A 20236-nucleotide genomic window follows, 5' to 3' on the forward strand; every position below is an offset into this window, starting at 1 on the left:
GGTATAAAGATTTGAGAATAATTGCTGAAAAACTTTAATATTATTTTGATCTTTGATTGGGGTTTTTAGTTTTTATTACGTTCCGAGCCCAGCTTCCTGCATTCTTAATTTTGGCAAAAACAGAACTTAATTTACTAGCTTCCTTTCTAGCTTCAGTCTTCGCTTTAGGAGTTAAAGATTTACAAGATTTATAGTAAATAGGAACTATGGTATATAAATTTTTAATGACAAAAGTTCTATTATTTGTTTTGGCAACAAGTTTTGAAATGGTTATTTTATCTTCCATATAATCTGCAAGAGCGTTTAGTCCTTCTTTATTGCCTATCCTTTTTGCAAATTCCGCCAATTTCTCTTCTTTTACACCCAATCTATTTAATTCTACAACATTAGGGTTACTAGGATTATTCCTGATAAAATCGCCAATTAGTTTTTTTAATTGAGGATCTGCAAAAAAACTTTGTATGGACTCACTATCCATATCCTCAGATGCTTTGCGAATAACATCAGCAATATTTGTATCTTTTGAAGTGCTGGTTTTAACTAATTCTATTTCTTTTGTTTTAGGTTCTGAGTTTCTTTTTCCTCTTATTTTGCTAGAAATGGATTCTGCCATTCTTTTGAGAGAGTCAAAATAATTCTTTCCCTTTTCTGTTATAATTTCTTGCTTATTGTCTTCAATTATTTCTGGAGAATCTTCTAAAGCTCTTTCTGACACAGCTTTAATACTAGTATCACTATATGCTTTCAATATAACCTTAAGTATTTGAGGTTTTGTTGATAGAGTATTGGCCATGTTTTTAAATAAATCCCCATATTCTCTATATCCTGCAAACCCTTCCATCTTTAAAAGATTATCTACAAAACTCTTTGATAATAAAGGAGTAATCTTTTCTGCTATTCTTGGTTCAGCTGCAATTTTAGAAAATTCTAGTATCATATCTGCTCTAATAGCTTCATTTTCTGGAGTCTTTTCATCGGTTGAAGATAAATAAGCAAGTAGTTTTGTTGTTGCAGGAAGAATAGTTTCTTTATAAGGACTGGCTAAAATTGCTTCAACTAAATCTTGGAATTCTTTAGGGTTATCTTTAGCTAAGTCAGAAATTAAAGTTCTAGAATATTGTTGGTTTTTCAAGGCATCGAGATTGTAAATATCCTCAATTAATTTTTCTGTTGCCACTTTCTTTAAATCGCCCCGAACCTCTTCTTTAGAAGCCAGCTCTACAAGAGAATGGATCATTTCCTCCCAGTTCTTTTGAGTTAGTTTCTCTAATTCTTTATCATTCGTTTCATTATAAGGGAGGTTTGTATAACCTAATATGGCATTGGTGACTTTATCTCTAGTTTTTTTGTCTTGAGAAAGAATTGTTCCAACTAATTTTTGAGATTCCTTAGGCCGATTACGGGGCAGATTTGAAAATAATTTTTTAGAATTAGGATATATATCCAATCTAGGAATTTCATGAATATGATCCATTAACCTAGAGGTTGCGAGAGGTTTTAAGTTTTCTCTAACTTTTGGTTCTGAAGCTAAATCTACTAAAGAAATTACAAATTCATTATATCTATTATTAACATCATCAATGGTAACCGGAGGAACTGATGCAAAATTTACATAAGTGGATTGATAGCGAGTTAATTTCTCATATATGTTTAAGAGGGTTTTTGGTTTTGCTAGACAAGCAGCAATAAATTCTGGGGCATTTAAATGGTTTGTGATGTTTTTATATGACTGTTGTTCTATAATCAAGGGGTGATTAAAAACAATTTCTAATATTCTTTGTAATTTTTCTGGCTCTATTTCAGCTAATTCTTCTGCTAACCCATTTTGAAGAAAGGTTCTTAAAGGATCATCACTAGCTTTTAGCCATAACCTTGTTCCCCTATAAAGAAAAGTGCTTGATCCTCTTAAGCCAAACTGCCAGAGAGTTTTTAATGATGGAGTTTTACCCTTTTGCCAATGGGATATATTATCTAATAAAATAAGAGTAGATTCAGGATTTCTAGCTAATTCTTGAGCAACCAGATTTATATCATATCTAATATTTTCGTCTATATCAGACGTCATAGCTTTCTCTAATTCTCTAATATTGTAACTTATTATTTAAGACATAAGAATATTCTAATATAATTAATTCTTTATTAAGATTTATTGATTCTTGCACATTTAAGGCCTTACAGCTATAATTTGCTATGGTTTTGATAATGTTCGAGAAAAATATGAAATTTCTAGATGAAGCAAAGATATATATAAAAAGTGGTGATGGTGGTTCTGGTTGCAGAAGTTTTCGTAGAGAGAAATTCGTTGCTGAAGGTGGACCTAACGGAGGTAATGGAGGAAAAGGTGGGCATGTTTATGTTGAATGTGTGGCCAATCTTAATACATTGATAGACTTTCGTTATCAACAACATTTTAAAGCTAAAAATGGTGCCTCAGGTGGTGGACAAGACTGCCATGGAGCATCTGCTGAGCCTTTGGTTATTAAGGTTCCTGTTGGAACAGAAATATTGACTGAAGATGGAGAGCATGTGATTGCTGATTTCACCGAAGTGGGGCAAAAAATATTATTAGCCAAAGGTGGTGATGGTGGATTTGGTAATGCTCATTTTAAATCTTCAACTAATCAAGCTCCTGAGCGCAAAACTCTTGGCTGGCCTGGAGAAGAAATGTGGGTTTGGCTTAGACTTAAATTGATTTCTGATTCTGGATTAGTGGGCTTGCCAAATGCAGGAAAGTCTACTTTTCTTTCTAGTGTTTCTGCAGCAAAACCTAAGATAGCCGATTATCCTTTTACCACTTTAAAGCCTCAGCTTGGTGTGGTTTATATTGACGATAGTGAATTTGTGATTGCAGATTTACCAGGGCTTATTGCTGGGGCACATGAGGGGGTAGGCCTTGGTGATAAATTCTTAAAACATGTGGAACGTTCGGGAGTTTTACTTCATTTAATAGATGCAACTCAAGAAAATATTATAGAAGCTTATGATATTATTCGTACAGAATTGGTTGAATATGGATTAGAGAATAAAATTGAAGTGATTTCTTTAAGTAAATGTGATGCTTTGGATGAAGAGGAAATAAAGAAAAAACAGGCTCTTTTGAAGAAACATACTAAGCAAAAAATTTATGCCATTTCATCGGCAGCGAAACAAGGAATAAAACCTGTATTGCGCGAGCTTTATAAACATATTGAAGAGTTTAGAGAAACTGCATGAGTTGGACATCTAAAGAAGCAGTTTTAGCAACAAAAGGAGAGGCTTTCTCAGATTGGCAGGGAGAAAATATTGTTTTTGATAGTCGTCTTATTAAAAAAGGAGATATTTTCCTAGCCCTTCCAGGGGGAGCTTCAGATGGTCATGATTATGTAAAATCTGCTTTAGAAAAAGGAGCATCTGGCGCCATTGTTTCAAGAGTTCCTGAAATGGTAAATAAAGAGAAATTGCTCTTAGTTTCTGATTGCCTAAAAGCCTTATCAGACATGGCTCTTTACAAACGCAAGAAATCCAATGCTAAATTTATAGCAGTGACCGGCAGTGTTGGTAAGACTAGCACCAAGGAATTATTAGGTCTTGCTTTATCTGCGCATGGTAAAACATTTATCAGCAGAGGAAATTATAATAATTTTTTAGGTGTGCCAATTAATTTAGCTTCCTTGTCCGATGATGCAGAATATGCAGTTATTGAAATGGGCATGGATCATAAGGGAGAGATCACTCCTTTAAGCAATTTAACCAAGCCTGATATTGCCATAATCACAGCAATTGAAAAAATCCATATAGCAAATTTTGATTCCATTGAAGGAATTGCTGAAGCTAAAGCAGAAATCTTCACAGGAATGAATAAAGAAGGAATCGCCATAATAAATTCTTTAAGTAATTGTCATGAGTTGCTGAAGAAGAAGGCCGCTCCACATGGAGCAATTAGTTTAGGGGTGGAAAGCAAGGTTTCTAATTATCAGGTTAAAAATAATGCTACTAAAGCTGAGTTAAATATATTGGATAAAGAAATTACTCTTAATATAGATAATATTTTAGGAATTCACCAAATTAACAACATGGCTATGGCATTATCCTGCGTGGCAAGTTTAAATCTTGATCCTGCAAAATCAATTCCATATTTAGAAAAATTTCAATTGCCAAGGGGCAGGGGGCTTGTTTCTAAAATTTCCGTTAATGATAAAAATATTACCTTAATTGATGATAGCTATAATGCGGGACCAGTTTCTGTTAAAGCAGCTCTTAAAAACCTTAGTTACTATAATGGAAGAAGAGTTGTTATTTTGGGCGATATGGTTGATATGGGCGATGAGGCCTTAAAACTTCATTTAGACTTGAAGCAAGATATAATAGATAATAAAATTGATAAAGTGATTTGCTTTGGCAAAATGATGAGCAATTTATATGAAACTTTGCCTGAAGATAAAAAACTGGGTAAGTACTTAACCTTAAAGGAATTGGCTTTAGAGCTGCCAGATAAATTAGCAAATGGAGATGTTTTACTTATTAAAGGATCTTTCTATTTGACTAAATTATATTGGTTTACCCAGCATTTAATGGATGGAACTTTAGATATTATAATTGGAGAAAAGTAGTAATGAATAAAAATGTTTCTGTGCTAAAGAAAATAACAAAGTTTTTATTTTTGAATTTAATAGTTTTTGCTGTGCCGATTGTGCTTATATGGATGTTTTCTGACTCTACAAATGCTGTAATGGTGGAGAAAATCTTGCGAAGCCTTTGCCCCAAAGTTGGGTTGGATACTTCCTTAAAATATAGTTTGATAATCTCTTTTTCATTGCTTCTTTGCTCTTTTGTTTTTTTATTCTGGAGCATTTGTAAATTATATAAATATTTAATTACCAAGCTAAGTAAATCTTTCAATATAATTATGGCAGTGATTATCTCTGCAATTTATGTTGCGATATTTAGAGGGGTGCTGGTTATACTCTGGTTAATAGATTCCTTCTATTATGAAATGCCTTCAAACCGTGAATCTATAAATTATTTAGGAGAGCATTTTATTTGGTTCGGTGGAGCTTTGTTTATTGTGACTCTGGTTTGGAAGATTTCTAAAATTTATAAGAAGAGAAAGTAGCTATGATACATCCTGATCCAAGTGTTTTATATCCCATTGAAGGAGTTACAAGAACCTGTTTTTTAAAAAACATCATAACCAAGCCACAAATAATTGTTGGTGATTATACTTATTATGATGATCCTGAGGATATATATAATTTTGAGAAAAATGTTCTATATCTATTTGATTTTTCAGTAGAGAAGCTCATTATTGGTAAGTTCTGTCAAATTGCCACTGGGGTTAGATTCATTACCAATGGAGGGAGTCATTCTTTTAATGGCATTTCAACTTATCCTTTTAAGGTTATGGGAAAGTCTTGGGCTAATTCTTCAATGAAAACTGTTAGTAAAGGTGATACAATAATTGGTAATGATGTTTGGATTGGCAATAGCGCCACTATAATGAATGGAATTACTGTTGGTGATGGGGCCATTATTGGTGCAAATAGCCTGGTAACTAAGGATGTTGATCCTTATACTATTGTTGGGGGAAACCCAGCAAAAGTTATTCGCAAAAGATTTGATGATAAAACAATAGAGTTTCTTCTTGAGCTAGCTTGGTGGAATTGGTCGGTTGAAAAAATCACCAAGAATCTTAAGGCAATAACTACTGGAGATTTAGAAGCTTTAAAGTCTAAAGTTTGAGGTTGAAGAAAGCATTGCTTTTTTATTTCCTTGTTATATATAATTATGCTATAGTTAATTATTAAATTAATTGTAATATAAAGAGAAATATATGCTATCAGAGAATAGTATTATAAAAAAAGATGATCTAAAATTTACTTTTAATGTCTTTAAGGAAGTTAGTATACCCAGGGGTGACAAAAAGATAAATATTATTGTAATAGACGACAGTAAAAAAGATGTTGAGCTATTAAACGATCTTCTGTTAGAAGAAAGTGATCTAAATTTCCATCTTGAATCCTATAATCATCCCAATGAAGCTATGTCTTCGTTGTCTAATAAATCTATAAAGCCTGATTTAATTATTGTTGATTTAGTTATGCCAGAAATGAATGGTAATGTTGTACTAAATAACCTTAAAGAAATAGAACATATTAGAAGTGTTCCAATAATCATTCATTCGTCTATGAATAATTATGAAAATATTAAAAAAGTATGTGGTTTAAATGAGCAAGTAGTTGCCTTTTTTGGTAAACCTATAAGGGTAAGTGGGTTTATGTCTTTGTTTCAAAAAAAGTTAAAAAATAGGTAGTTACGTATCTTTTTTATCTAAAGGAAGAAAATGGAAGTTTTAATATTTGGTCAAAGGCCAAATAGAGCATATTATCATCTTTTATTGAGTGATATATCTCTTTTGCATGTAGACTATTTTGAAAATTTAAATAGGTCAATCGAAGCTCTAGAAAATAAAATATATGACCTTATCTTAATTGACTATACGATCCCTCTCACAGATTTAGTTTCTTTCGCTAAGGCATATAGTTTAAATGAGCATAATAATAATGTTTCCATCATAATTCTAACTTACAAACAAAATCAAATAGTAAATAGCATACTGATGGGAATAACTAATAATATTAAACCTATATGTATAGAAAAGAAAAAAAATATTTCATTATATGCTTCTCAAATGGCGATTAAATCTTTTATCGATAACGATAATTTTTTTGATATTCTTATTATTGATGATTCTATAGAAGATTGTGAGTTATACTCTAGATTATTAGAAAGGATTTTTAGTAACTATACAATTGATCATTGTGAATCAGCAGAAGAAGGAATAGAAAGAATAAAACATAATAAATATTCATTAATTTTGTTGGATTATTATTTGTATGGTATGAATGGAATTGATTTTTTATCTGAAATTGCCCCTTTGAAACAAGAAGCCCCTATTATTGCCTTAACGGGATCAGGAAATGAAGAAGTTGCCATTAACTTTATGAAAATGGGAGTAGGAGATTACATAACAAAATCCAATGTAAATTTTGATATTCTATCTGAATCTATTCTGAATGTATTGAAAAAATCTAGAAACGTAAAAATAGAGCAAGAAAAGCAGCATGAACTTTCTCTCTTTGCTTATAATGTTGCTCATGACCTTAAGTCTCCTTTAGGAAGAATTAATAGCTATGCTCAATTAATCTACAAAAAACATCCTGAGTTAGAGTCAAGATATATACAAAATATTATTGAAGATTCTCAATATATGGAATCTTTTTTAAGTAATCTTTTGCTTTACTCAGAAATGGGTAGATCTAGACTGTCATTATCCAAAGTGGATTTAAATTCTGTGTTTAGGCAAAGTATTTCTAACTTAGAATTAGAAATTAAGAATAAAAATGCTGTTATTAAAATAGAAGAGATGCCTGAAGTTTATGGGCATTATATTTCCTTAGTACAGTTGTTTCAAAATTTAATAGCCAATTCTATAAAATATTGCACGAAAACACCCATAATAAAGGTTTTTTCTAGAATAGAGGATAATAATCTGCATATAGAGCTATCCGATAATGGAATAGGAATTGATAAAGACAAGGCCAAAGATATTTTTAAACCATTTACAAGAATAGATAATAACCTAAACACATTAGGTACAGGTATTGGGTTGGCAATCTGCTTAACAATTGTAAAGCAGCATCATGCTCAAATAAAAGTTGAATCTAATGAAGTTGGAGGTGCAAGATTTATAATTACTTTCTCCTTAGGCCCTCTAAATTAAAATATCTTTGGCTGTTTTTGCGTTCTTGAAGAAAAAAACAGTTAAGTCAGCAATACATTAATACTTCACATAATTACTGATTCCTCAGGGTTTTCTTGATTATCTCCAATTACCTGACCACACATGCACAAAGCAAAGGTAATGTCCATTATATTTCCTAGAACAAGTCTTTATTTTATATAAATATAATTAATAATATAGTAACATAATTCGTATATACTTCAAAACATAAGTAATTATAGATTACTAAGAAACAGGAAAAATTAATGCTTTATAATTTGTTATATCCACTTGCTGAACAGCTTCATTTATTAAACTTATTGCGCTATATTACATTTCGCAGTGCTGGGGCGCTTCTAACTTCGCTAATTATTGCTCTTGTTATAATTCCTTATTTAATTAAATATTTACGCAAGACTTTTAATAAAGGACAGCCAATTAGAGATGATGGACCGCAGCAGCATTTATCTAAAAAAGGAACCCCCACCATGGGAGGAATAGCAATTATTGCTTCGGTGATAGGTTCGGTGCTTCTATGGGGAGATTTAAATAATTATTATTTATGGGTGGTGATATTTGTAACTATAGGATATGCAATTTTAGGTTTTATAGATGATTATTTAAAGCTTGCAAAATATAATACCAAAGGTGTTCCTGGAAGAATAAAGCTGCTTTGTCAGATTACCATAGCAATTATTGCTGGACTTGGAATACAAAGCGTTGCTGATCCTTCTTACAACTCACATATTACTTTACCTCTATTTAAAGATCTTCTTATTAACCTTGGATGGCTTTATATTCCATTTGTTATAGTTGTTATTGTTGGAGCGTCTAATGCTGTTAATTTAACTGATGGGCTAGATGGATTGGCAATTATGCCGATAATTATTGCAGCTAGTTGCTTTGCACTGCTTGCCTATTTAACTGGAAGTTTAAATTTTGCATCTTACTTGCAAATTCAACATGTTCAAGGAGTAGCTGAATTAGCTGTGTTTGGTGCTGCTATGGTTGGAGCGGGGCTTGGTTTTCTTTGGTATAATTCTCAGCCGGCAGAAATTTTTATGGGAGATGTTGGAAGTCTTGCATGTGGTGGAGCCTTAGGCGTTATGAGTGTGATTGTAAAACACGAGGTGTTATTAGCAATTATTGGAGGTCTTTTCGTAATTGAAGCTACATCTGTTATTGTTCAGGTTTATTATTTTAAGTTTACGAAGGGAAAAAGGTTCTTCAAGATGGCGCCAATTCATCATCATTTTGAAAAATCAGGTTGGAGTGAATCAAAAGTTGTTACAAGATTCTGGATCATAGCGGTTATTTTTGCAATTATTGGCCTTTCAACTTTGAAGATTAGATAGATTCAATTTAAGGAGTATATATGTCACTAAAAACAGTGAATGCTCACACTTTAAAAGAGTGGATAAAAGAAGATAAAGCAATTGTAATTGATGTTAGAGAAGAGGAAGAACATCAAGCAAATAATATACCTTATTCAATATCTATTCCACTTGGAAAAATAAGCAAGAAACTTCTCCCCAAGAATGATAAGAAGCATATTGTGATTCATTGCCTTTCAGGATCTCGTAGCAATAATGCTGGTGAAAAGTTATTGGCTGAAGACCCTAATCTTGAGCTTTATAATCTTGCTGGAGGAATTTCTGAATGGAACAAATTAGAGAATCCATCAAAAATATCAATAGATCGACAAGTGTATATAACTGTAGGTTCTGCTGTTTTGATAACAAGCATTTTAGGATATTTTATAAGTCCCGTATTTCTTTTGTTAACAGGATTCTTTGGAGCAGGCTTAATGTTTTCAGGTCTTAGTAACTTATGTTTTTTAGGAATATTACTTGCACGCATGCCCTGGAATAAATCTTCCAAGCCCTAGGCTATGATTATAGGAATATTATTAATTAGAACACTCATATTTAAGGTAATCTAATGAAAATAGAACATTTTTTTGATCAAAAAACTTCAACTTTTACATATTTGGTAATAGACACAACAAGCAATAAATGCGCTATTATTGATTCTGTTTTGGATTACGATATGAATTCTGGAAGAGTTACGACCGATTCAGCAGATAAAGTAATTCAATACATTAAGCAAAATAAACTAGATTTAGAATGGATATTAGAAACTCATGCTCATGCTGATCATTTAACGGCTTCCTCTTATATAAAGAAAGCATTAGGGGGAAAGATTGGTATTGGTGAACACATAAAGAAAGTTTTAGAATTTTGGGTTCCTTTATTTAACACGGGGCATGATACTAAGCTTGATGGATCACAGTTTGATCACTTATTTAGAGATGAAGAAGTTTTTAAGATAGGTTCTATTGAGGTTAAAGTTATTCACACTCCGGGCCATACTCCCGCTTGTTTGAGTTATTTAATGGAAGATGCTGTATTTGTTGGTGATACTATCTTCATGCCATATGTTGGAACAGCGCGTACAGATTTTCCTGGCGGAAGCGCAAAAACACTTTATCAATCAATTCATAAATTATTTTCTCTAAAAGATACAACACGCATTTTAACTTGTCATGACTATCCTCCTAAAGGTCAAAATGTAAAATTTATGTCTACAGTAGCGGAGCAGAAACTTAATAATGTTATGATTAATGTAAACGTTAGCGAAGAAGAATATATAATTGCTAGAAATAAAAAAGATGAAGGAAAAAAGGTTCCTCGTTTACTATTGCCTTCAATTCAAGTAAATATGCGGGCAGGAGACTTAGGAGAAAAAGAGAATAACGGAAAAAATTATATAAAAATTCCTATTAACTCCATTTAATAGTGAGAAAGTATTGGTTTGTTTATAATTGACTTAATAGTAAAGATTAGTTAGGGTTTGCTCGAATTCATCTGAGAATCAGAACAAACCTTGAGGCCATCTATGTTATATTTTTCTAAAGAATATTTAAACAATATTTGGAATAACTATGTTGTTAATAATCTAGATTATATAAATTTTGCAGCACCTTTTTTATTTGCAAGGTTACTTACTCCATTTAGAGCAAATGAACCTGCGTCCAATAGGCTCATGGAAGGAGTTCTCTTCTCTCTAAGTGCTTGTGCTGTTCACTATAATATAGAAAATGAAAATTTAGAGGATTATTCTTACAGCTATATTCCTGTTATTGGATCCATGGTTTATCATAATATTGATAGCAATAACCAAGTTGTTAAATTTGCTGGTGCCAGTATAGCAGGTTTGGTTTTTAAGGGGGCTGTAGACTCCAATAGTTTAATTTCTTTAATCCCTCCTGTTATAACTTATGGTGTGGCTAAACTAAATGATATTTCGACTCCACATGCAACAGCTTTGGCAGCTTCTTCAAACATAATAGATAATTATTTCTCTTTAATAAATAATCCTGCTAATTGGGGAACAGTTGGAAGTATTATATCTTATAATTTAGCTTCTAAATATCATAGCGCAAAGTATCTATCTTCTTCTGTTGGATTTTTAGCTGGAACCATGATTTCTTTGTATCAAGATATATTGCTGGATCAATTATTCACTCCAAATCATTTTAAAAATTCATATAACTCAATAGCTCAATTCATTGAGCACAGTCAACTAAACCCCGCATTGGCTAAGCATTATATTATTATGTTGAATGTGCAGATAGGAATGGGGTTTTATGGCAATTATTTATTAACTAGAATGCAAGAAAAGACCAATGTCTTTGCTACTATGGGTGAAGGACAGCATGATAAATTGATCAAATTCGCTTATTTATCTACAAAATATGTAGGAATTGCTGTTTGCTATACAACTGTTAGAACCTTAGTGGATGGAATAAATGCATATCATATAAGCCAATTAACGTCTTCTATCCAGAATGATATACGTGATAATTATTTTACAACTAAAGAAAATTTTATTCTCCTTTCTAAAAGTAACCATACTACCCAGACATATTTGAGTGATATTAGAACGATATTAAGTTCTAATAATGATGTTCTATTATGGACTAGTTTTGGCATAGCTAAACTTAGCAAAATAGATTCTTTTACTTTAGAGTCATATTTAGGAATTGGAGGAGTTGTAGCAATTGACTACTGCGTTAATAATCTATTTCAGTTGTTAATAATAGAAATGCAGAAGTTTTCTGAAAGAGGAACTAAGTGTTCCTCTGAGTTTGTAAAAAATAATGAACATGATAAGGAATATGCTGTAACTATTTTGCAGAAGAATGCATTAGATTATATTCGCGATGAATGGAGTGTTTCTCAAGAATGTGAGCAATATAATAGTTTAGGAAATGCTGTACTTGCAAGTTCTATTAATGTTTTGATGGGGTTTTATAACCAAGATGTATTATATCCTATATTACATATTCTTGTGGCTCATATGAGTGTTAAGGGGGTTATTGATGTAGGAGAATTATTTTTATATACACGCACATTACAAACTTCTGTTGAAATAATTCTATTTAAATCAAAAAATCAAGCAGAATTTAGTAAAATAGATTCATCTATTGATAGACTGAATGAATTATCTATGTATTTAAACTCTGCTAAAGATACAATTTCAAAAGTTTATTTTTATACAAATGAATCTAGAGAGAGTCTACTAATAGAAAACCTTGAATTTGTTAGAGGAAACAAAGAGCAGGCAACAAGAGTATTTATTGAAAATATAGAGTTATTTATAGGAAAAATTTATGCAGTTACTGGAGCTAATGGCAGTGGAAAATCATCTCTTACTACATTACTACAATATGTGATAGAGGGAATTTCAGATCCAAGCTTTTCTGTTCTTAATGGAACTATAATTTATCCTAGCTCTTCTATTGCAGTAATATCTCAAAAAGATTACGTTCCTTTAAAAAGTTCTTTATTTGATTTGATCATGCATCCTTTTAAATCATCTCAATATCCTGAAAATATAAGAGATGAAATTGAAACAAAAATAATTAAATATGTAAATGAATTTCAGGTGTTTAAGAACCCTATAACTTCTGGTTCATTGCATGAAGTACAAGAAAAATGGAACGATTTAAGTGGAGGGCAAAAGAAGAAATTATTTTTAATACAAAACCTTATTGAGTGCCCTAAGATTTTAATTATGGATGAAGTTTTTGGTCCTCTAGATTCAGAAGCAAGACATTTAGTAATGGATAAAATAGAGCAATCTTGCCTAACAAATTCTTTATTAATGGTGGTTTGGCATCAAGATAAAAATTCAGATAATACAAGTTGTGTCACTGAAAATTTCTTTGATTATGAGCTTCATTTACAAAATGAAGAAGTGTTCTTAGGAGAAGTAGGAGTAAATTGTTTAGATTATTAGCTTTTTAAGCAAACAAAAACTATTTTGATATAATCATTGTTTTTAAGTAGTTAGTTGGTTATACTGTGATTAATAATCAATTAAATTTTAGTTTGTAGTAATAAGTTATGGCATATATGGATCTTGTTTCATTAAACAAGCCGATAGTATTAGTAGGGACGATGGGGGCTGGAAAGTCAACTGTAGGCACTCGCTTGGCTAGAAAGCTTAAGGTTTCTTTTTATGATACTGATAATCTAGTTCAAGATATGGCTGGTTGTTCAATAGATGATATATTTAAATATGCTGGAGAGGCTTTCTTTCGTGCTAAAGAAAGACAAGTTGTTGAAGAGCTTCTTAACTTAACAAATTGCATTATATCAACAGGCGGTGAGGCTTTTATTGATCCTACCAATCGTAAACTTATAAAAGAAAAATCTGTGTCCATCTGGCTTAGAGCTGATTATGATACTATTTTAGAACGCGTTTCTCGTAGGAATACTAGACCTACTTTGAGAGATGGTAACAAAGCAGATCTTGTGGATAAGCTTATAAAAGAGAACTATCCAATCTATGAGGAAGCAGATATTTGTGTTAACAGCGGTAATGGCCCGCATATGCTGATAGTTGATGATATTATAAAAAAAGTTGCTGCTCTAGTTTAGTAAACGTCATCACTCAAAAATTTCATCCATGCTCTATTGCGCAGACGATTAAATGCTGAAGTAGAAATCTTTAAGGTGTGTAGGGACTCACCTCGGTTATGTTGTAAGGGATATAGGTTAGAATCTTCTCTGAGGATTTTATGAATTAGGGGGTAGCTTTCTATATTAGGGCTTGTAAATCCTGTAGAATTAGCTATTTGGGCATTAATCTCTGGACGCATAAGGAAGTCCATAAATTTATAAGCATTTTCTTTATTAGCTGCAGAAACTGGGATAGCCATTAAATCTAAAGTCATTACAGATCCTTCTTTAGGTAAAATATATCTAATATCTAGATTATTTCCAGATTGTTCAGACATTTTTTTAGCATGTCTAATGTCCCCTGAATAACCAATGACCAAACAATTATCACCACTGGCTAAATTATTGAAATATAATGTTCCATTTATGTTATTTACAAAGGGACGAATTCCATGGAGAACTTCAAAGGCCTTTTTTAAGTCTTCCTCTGATTCACTATTTGGATCAAGTCCTAAGTATATAAGGGCCAATGCAAAAATCTCTTCTGAAGAATCCAGCATCTCTACACCACATTTGGCAAAATTCTTAACTATGTTGGGGTCAAAGACCATGTTAAGGCTATCAAGAGGGGCATTTGGCATTATTTCTATAATTTCTTTATGATTATAACCAATACCAACGGTATCAACCATAAAAGGAGCGGCGTAATTTTCGCTATTATTTGCTTCTTTTTCGAAAGCAATTACCTTCTCGTCAATATACTTATAGTTTTTAAGTTTAGAGTGATCTAAAGCTTGGAACAAACCAAATTGCACTTGGCGCATAAAGAATGGAGCTAAGGCTGGCAGAGTTAGATCGTAATCATTATTAATAGAAATGATTTTTGCCTCTAATGCGTATTGACTATCTACATAATCTAAATTGACTTTAATTCCAGATTCTTGTTCAAATTGTTTTATGATAGCTGGGCTAATATAACCAGCCCAGGTAAGAAAGTTTACCTCACCACCGGATTTTGCTACAGCTAAAAATGGCACTAAAATAAGTAGTAATAAAAGGTTTCTCACCTGAATAATATTTTATTTAATAATCTTTTTTAAAGAATATCATAGTTAAAGATGGCTATCAAGAGGGGGTTAATGAAGCGTATAATGTTATTCGTCTTTATACTCTACTCATAATTGCCAATTACTTTGAATCCTAAGTTTTGATATATTTTATATCTAGAATTAGAAGAGGAAGAAAGACAAGCGTAGCTAGAGCCATTTACTTAATTTTGTTATATAGAATCACTCTCTGTTTTGGATACCAACTCTATCAGTTTATTAATATCTAGAATTATCACTAAGTCATCTTCATTCAAAGAAGGATGAATGCCTAAAGATATTTTTTTCCATAATTCACCTAAATTATCTGGAGTTTTTACTAAAGAATCTGTAGAGAACTCCCTTACTTCTTTAACTTCATCAACTGTAAAACTAAAGGTATCTTTAATGCAGTCTAAAATTATACATCTTTCAAGATTGTTATTTTTTGAAGTATTATTGATACCTAATAATAATTTTATATCTAGATCTGTAACTATTTTTCCTCTTACATTAATTGATCCTTTTATTTCTTTGGGAGATAGTGGAATAGGAAAAATTTTCTGAGGCAATAATACATCAATTATATGCTGTGTTGGAATACCAAATTCTTGATTACCCAATTTTATAATTACTATTTTTTGTAAATCACTGTTTACCATTTTTAAGTACCTGTAAGTAAAGAATCAATAGTCGTAATTAATTCTGAATGATTAGATTTGGGAATGAAGTCTTTTATAATCCCACTTGCGGCTTCTTTAGTTTTTTTAGGTAATTTTACTATTGAAATTAAGCTGATAATTGGAATATTTTGTGATTTTGAGTTTTCTTTACATTGTTTTGCTAACTCTAAGCCATCCATATTAGGCATATCAAAATCTGTTATAATTAAATTAAAGTCTAGATCTTCTTCTTTTATTAAGCCTAGTGCTTCTTGGCCATTTTTTGTAGGTGATACGTTATATCCTTCTGATCTTAGCAATGAAGTAATTAATTTACGGAAATAAGGGCTATCCTCAACTAATAAAATTTTATATTTAGAATTCTCAGAGTTAACTGAGTCTTCTGAAGTAAAAAATAATTTATCAAAATAACTATTAACGTCAATAATATCTGTGGTCTTCCCATCTAGGACCAAAGTGGATATATTATCTAAACTACTATTCATTTTGTCTTCTATGTTTTGCTCAACTATTTCTATAATTTTTTCTACTACTAAACCAATCAGGTGCTCGTCATTATCTAATACTATAACTAATTGCTTTTTATTTTTAGAGATTTGATGATTCGGATCAAGTGATTCTACATACATTAATGTATCTCGGTATTGGATTACTTTATTACCTTTAATAATTTCCAATTTGGTCATGTCTATTTCTTCTATCCTGGAAACTAACTCTAAAGGGATAGCTTTATATTCTTCTCCAAATTTAACTAGAAGAAAACTAGATAATATATCCTCATGAGCTTCTTCTTTTGTGTTTTGTTCTATTTCAGTATGAGTCAAAGAAACTTGTTCTGTAATCCCGTTAAGATCAAGTATTATGATGATTTCTCCGTTACCAAGAACTGTTATGCCTGAATATAGCTTTATAGATTTCAAGACTGATGATGTGGGTTTTAACACTATCTCTTCTGTGTCATATATATTATCTACAATAATACCAAAGTTAATATTATTTATGCTGCAGACTATAACATAGTATTCTTGCTTCTCCTTAGGTTTTTGTAGTTGTAAAATCTCTGATAACGTCACTAATGGTAATAAAGACTCACGTAATCGTAAAATTTTATGATTACTAATTTCTTCGATTTGTTGTTCGGACTCTTCGTTAATCAAAATCATTTCAAGAATATTGTTTTGAGGGATGCCAAATTTTTGCCCTTCTGTATCTATTATTAAAACAGGCATAATTGCTAAAGTTAATGGAATTTTAATAATGAAGGTAGAGCCTTTTCCTGTTACTGATTTAAGTTCAACGCTGCCCCGAATTTTATCAATATTATTTTTCACCACATCCATTCCAACGCCCCTACCAGATACGGAGGTTATAGCTGCGGATGTTGAAAATCCGGCTTTAAAAATGTATTGTATTATTTGTTGTTCAGAAAGAGCTTCAAGCTCCTTTTCTGTAGCTAAATAATTTTCTAATACTTTACTTTTTACTTTATCTATATTAATTCCATAACCATCATCTGAAACTTCTATTATGATATAACCACTGGAATGATAAGCTTTAAGAGTTATGGTTCCTTCTGCTGACTTTCCAGATGCCAAACGATCTTCTTCTTTTTCTAATCCATGATCAGCAGAGTTACGCACCATATGCATTAAAGGGTCTTTAATTGCTTCTATTAATTGTTTATCTAGTTCTGTTTCCTGGCCGACCATTTCTAATTTTATTTTCTTATTTAGGTCTCTTGATAGATCTCTAACTAATCTAGGCATTTTTATCCAGGCGTTGCTAATGGGTTGCATTCTAGTTTGCATAACTATTTCTTGAAGCGATGTTGTAAGACTATTTAAATCTTTGAGAGAAGATGACAATTTATTATTACGAATGTTACGATCAAGTTGAAGCAATCGATTACGACTTAATACTAGTTCGCTAACTGTTTGCATTAATTCTTCTAGTCTTTTTACCTTAACTCTAACTGTTTGATTATCCTCATTTTCTTGGGATGAGGATGCAGGAGCAGGAAGGCTATCTACCTCTTCCTTTTTATTAGGTTCTTCGGTAGGAGTCGATTGTTTTGTTTCAATTTTGGGGTCTTCTTGTTTTTCTTTGTCAGGGGACTCTGGGGCAGCAGAGGATGATTCTTGTTCTTCTGCTGATGAAGTGTTATTTTTTCCTTTTATGCTGCTATTGATTTTGTTGATTAAATCTGAATAATCTGTTTCTGGTTCTTTCCCATTATTTTGAATATAACTAACTATATCTTTTATTGTGTCAATAGATTCAAAAATAATGGAAATATTCTCTGAGCTAATTGGAATTTTTTTGCTTCGCATTTGATCCAGAATATTTTCACCTGCATGAGCAATAGATGCAAGTTTGTCTAATCCTAGAAAACCACAGGTTCCTTTGATGGTATGCATGACCCTAAAAATTTTGCCTAAGAGTTTATCATTTTCTGGGTTGCTTTCTAGCTCTACTATTTCATTATCAAGGTTTAGTAGGCTTTCAGAAGCTTCGGATATAAAATCTGCAACTAATTCATCCATTACATACCTATTATAAATAAAAAATTATTTTATAATAAACTCCGCTGTGCTAGAGGTTTTGTTTATTGTTATTGAATATTTAGCATCATTCATAACCATATGAGTATAGTATATTTGAATATTAGCCGACGATAAATTAATATAGCTTAAATCTCCTTTAAGTAGTGAAATTGTTTCGTCACTTAGAATAAGATCTTTTCCTTTGAGTGTTATTTTTAGCTCTTCTTTAGTTGCAATAATCTCTAGGTCTCCACCATAAATCATCGCCCCCACAGCTATAATCACAATATTCATAATTAACTTGTTAAAACTACTACTAATTATGATATTGTTATCATTGGAACAAATTAATGTGACTTTTGTTTTTTCTAAGAATTCTTCAACTAGAGGAAGAGCATCACGCAAAGAGATTTCTTGATCATTTACAGGGCCATATGCTTGGCGAAAATATTTAAGACGAAGAATGGCTTCATTGCTGCTTGATTTTACAACTCCTAAGGCTTTGTCTCTAATTTCTTGATTTTCTTCTTCAAAAAATTCAAGACTATTATTTACAGCTCCTATTGGACCTGCTAAGTCATGAAACATTCTAGCACTCATTAATTCTAATAGTCTTATTTGATCTACCATTTTACATCCTCTACTATATTAGATTTATCTGTACCTTTATAAGGATACCATGTTAATGTTAACAAAAAGCTAATTTTTGTAATTAAAAATGTTTTCACAAGATAAAAAACAAATTCGTAAAACCATTATATCTCTTCGTAATAATTTACCCGAGTTAGAAAGGCAACGTTTGCAGCTTTCAATTGCTAAACAATTTAAAGAGCTTATTTTGCCTATCATCGGTGAAAAAAAACTAGTAGCTGTTTATTATCCCACAAAGTATGAATTAGATATTTTGACTGTTTTCAAAAAAACATCAATAAAATTATTACTTCCTGTGATTAATCAGTCATCAAAAGTCTTAAATTTCTATTCTTGGAAGCTTTCTGATAAAATTACTTTATCTAAATATGCTAAAGATATAAAGGAGCCGTATTTTCAATTAGATCCTATAATTCCTGATGTTGTAATTGCTCCACTTATTGCTTGTGATCTACAATGTAATAGAGTTGGTAGTGGAAAAGCTATGTATGATTATACAATTGAAAAATTAAGGCGCCAAAATCCTAAGATAATTTATATGACTGTATGTTATGATTTCCAACTTCTAGATTCTGTTCCCACTGAACCTCATGATCAAAAGTTAGATATTATTTTAACTGAATCAAGAATTATTCGTAGATAAGCATGGTAAGCATGGGAAGCTATTTTATAAAATAGCTTCGTCCATGTGCAATAATTTTATTCTTCCATAGCTGCTGATGGTTGAACGCTATTTTTTTCTTCTTCTGTTAGAAGATCTTCCATTGGATATTCTTTTAGCATATATCCACGTCCCCAAACTGTTTCAATATAGTTGGTTCCACCAGAAGCTTCTGCTAGTTTTTTTCTTAATTTACAAACAAACACATCTATAATCTTGAGTTCAGGTTCGTCGATACCACCATATAAATGATTCAAGAACATTTCTTTAGTTAGAACAGTTCCTCTTCTCATAGCAAGTAATTCTAGGATAGCGTATTCTTTGCTCGTTAGGTGAACAGGAGCTGAGTCCACTTCTACAATTCTAGTGTCTAAATTCACTGCAACTTTATCAAATCTAAGTACAGATTCGGAATGTCCTTTAGATCTTCTTACAATGGCTTGAATTCGAGCGACTAATTCTCCACGATTAAATGGTTTTGTTAAATAGTCGTCTGCTCCGAATCCTAAACCTTTGATTTTTTGATCAGCACTTGATAAACCTGACAAAATTAGCACAGGGATTTTTACTTTTGCAGAACGAAGACGTAACAATACTTCATAGCCATCTATATCTGGTAAAATTAGATCTAATATAATTAAGTCATACCAGTCATAAAGTTTACCAACTTCTAAACCTTCTTGACCTAGTCCACAGACATCACAAATGATACCTTCGGACGCAAGCGCTAGTTCAATTGAACTAGCGGTAGAATTATCATCTTCAACAAGTAATACTCGCATCTTTTGCTCCTAATAAATACAGAATTTTATATTAATTAATTGACGTTTTATATCCATATCGCTATATATAATAGATATGAATTAAAAGGCCAATTTAACTATC

The 20236-nt window shown here is 31.6% G+C and carries 18 protein-coding genes; 12 read left to right on the forward strand and 6 right to left on the reverse strand.

All coding sequences use genetic code 11. The features are described 5' to 3' along the window. Positions 1-40: 40 nt before the first annotated feature. Entirely contained in the window at positions 41-2065 is a 2025-nt protein-coding gene (locus N4A31_00895; GenBank protein MCT4634789.1) for a hypothetical protein, read from the reverse strand. Between the two features lie 152 nt (positions 2066-2217). Here N4A31_00895 and obgE point away from each other — a divergent pair, with 152 nt between their 5' ends. The 11 genes from obgE (at position 2218) to N4A31_00950 (ending at position 13707) form a co-directional block, all read left to right on the forward strand. Next, on the forward strand, positions 2218-3213 hold the full coding sequence (gene obgE, locus N4A31_00900; GenBank protein ID MCT4634790.1) for a GTPase ObgE: 996 nt from the start codon (positions 2218-2220) through the stop codon (positions 3211-3213). Further along, positions 3210-4589, forward strand: coding sequence for a UDP-N-acetylmuramoyl-tripeptide--D-alanyl-D-alanine ligase (murF, locus tag N4A31_00905; protein ID MCT4634791.1), 1380 nt, complete (start codon positions 3210-3212; stop codon positions 4587-4589). The genes obgE and murF overlap by 4 nt, the downstream gene beginning before the upstream one ends. A gap of 2 nt (positions 4590-4591) precedes the next feature. Beyond that, positions 4592-5092 (forward strand): hypothetical protein, encoded by a 501-nt coding sequence (locus N4A31_00910; GenBank protein MCT4634792.1) that lies wholly within the window; start codon positions 4592-4594, stop codon positions 5090-5092. 2 nt (positions 5093-5094) lie between these two features. Next, positions 5095-5718, forward strand: a complete 624-nt coding sequence (locus tag N4A31_00915; GenBank protein ID MCT4634793.1) for a CatB-related O-acetyltransferase — start codon at positions 5095-5097, stop codon at positions 5716-5718. Between the two features lie 91 nt (positions 5719-5809). Further along, positions 5810-6289 carry a response regulator gene (locus N4A31_00920; GenBank protein MCT4634794.1) on the forward strand — a complete coding sequence of 160 codons (480 nt, stop codon included), beginning with the start codon at positions 5810-5812 and terminating at the stop codon, positions 6287-6289. 30 nt (positions 6290-6319) lie between these two features. Beyond that, a complete protein-coding gene (locus N4A31_00925; protein MCT4634795.1) occupies positions 6320-7759 on the forward strand; it encodes a response regulator in 1440 nt (479 codons plus the stop codon). 266 nt (positions 7760-8025) lie between these two features. Further along, positions 8026-9114 carry a phospho-N-acetylmuramoyl-pentapeptide-transferase gene (gene mraY / locus N4A31_00930; protein MCT4634796.1) on the forward strand — a complete coding sequence of 363 codons (1089 nt, stop codon included), beginning with the start codon at positions 8026-8028 and terminating at the stop codon, positions 9112-9114. 20 nt (positions 9115-9134) lie between these two features. Next, complete coding sequence (locus N4A31_00935) at positions 9135-9647, forward strand: rhodanese-like domain-containing protein (GenBank protein MCT4634797.1); 513 nt, start codon at positions 9135-9137, stop codon at positions 9645-9647. 53 nt (positions 9648-9700) lie between these two features. Continuing rightward, positions 9701-10555 carry an MBL fold metallo-hydrolase gene (locus tag N4A31_00940; protein ID MCT4634798.1) on the forward strand — a complete coding sequence of 285 codons (855 nt, stop codon included), beginning with the start codon at positions 9701-9703 and terminating at the stop codon, positions 10553-10555. A gap of 102 nt (positions 10556-10657) precedes the next feature. Next, positions 10658-13063, forward strand: coding sequence for an ATP-binding cassette domain-containing protein (locus tag N4A31_00945; protein MCT4634799.1), 2406 nt, complete (start codon positions 10658-10660; stop codon positions 13061-13063). A gap of 107 nt (positions 13064-13170) precedes the next feature. Beyond that, entirely contained in the window at positions 13171-13707 is a 537-nt protein-coding gene (locus tag N4A31_00950) for a shikimate kinase (GenBank protein MCT4634800.1), read from the forward strand. On the opposite strand, the gene N4A31_00955 is transcribed toward N4A31_00950, so the two are convergent. The 4 genes from N4A31_00955 to N4A31_00970 form a co-directional block, all read right to left on the reverse strand. After that, complete coding sequence (locus N4A31_00955) at positions 13704-14795, reverse strand: extracellular solute-binding protein (GenBank protein ID MCT4634801.1); 1092 nt, start codon at positions 14793-14795, stop codon at positions 13704-13706. The genes N4A31_00950 and N4A31_00955 overlap by 4 nt on opposite strands. Positions 14796-15007: 212 nt before the next feature. After that, a complete protein-coding gene (locus tag N4A31_00960; GenBank protein ID MCT4634802.1) occupies positions 15008-15475 on the reverse strand; it encodes a chemotaxis protein CheW in 468 nt (155 codons plus the stop codon). Between the two features lie 2 nt (positions 15476-15477). Beyond that, the gene (locus N4A31_00965) at positions 15478-18039 is read right to left on the reverse strand and encodes a chemotaxis protein CheW (GenBank protein MCT4634803.1); all 2562 of its coding nucleotides are present in this window, start codon (positions 18037-18039) and stop codon (positions 15478-15480) included. Between the two features lie 24 nt (positions 18040-18063). Continuing rightward, on the reverse strand, positions 18064-18669 hold the full coding sequence (locus N4A31_00970; protein ID MCT4634804.1) for a histidine phosphotransferase family protein: 606 nt from the start codon (positions 18667-18669) through the stop codon (positions 18064-18066). Positions 18670-18757: 88 nt separating this feature from the next. On the opposite strand from N4A31_00970, the gene N4A31_00975 reads away from it, so the two are divergent. Continuing rightward, positions 18758-19333: a 5-formyltetrahydrofolate cyclo-ligase gene (locus tag N4A31_00975; GenBank protein MCT4634805.1), complete on the forward strand. Its 576-nt coding sequence runs from the start codon at positions 18758-18760 to the stop codon at positions 19331-19333. A 56-nt stretch (positions 19334-19389) separates the two neighbouring features. Here the strand turns inward: N4A31_00975 and N4A31_00980 are convergent, their stop codons facing one another. Next, the gene (locus N4A31_00980) at positions 19390-20133 is read right to left on the reverse strand and encodes a response regulator transcription factor (GenBank protein MCT4634806.1); all 744 of its coding nucleotides are present in this window, start codon (positions 20131-20133) and stop codon (positions 19390-19392) included. Positions 20134-20236 lie beyond the last annotated feature (103 nt).

The sequence above is a fragment of the Rickettsiales bacterium genome, assembly GCA_025210695.1.
GTDB lineage: Bacteria > Pseudomonadota > Alphaproteobacteria > Rickettsiales > CANDYO01 > CANDYO01.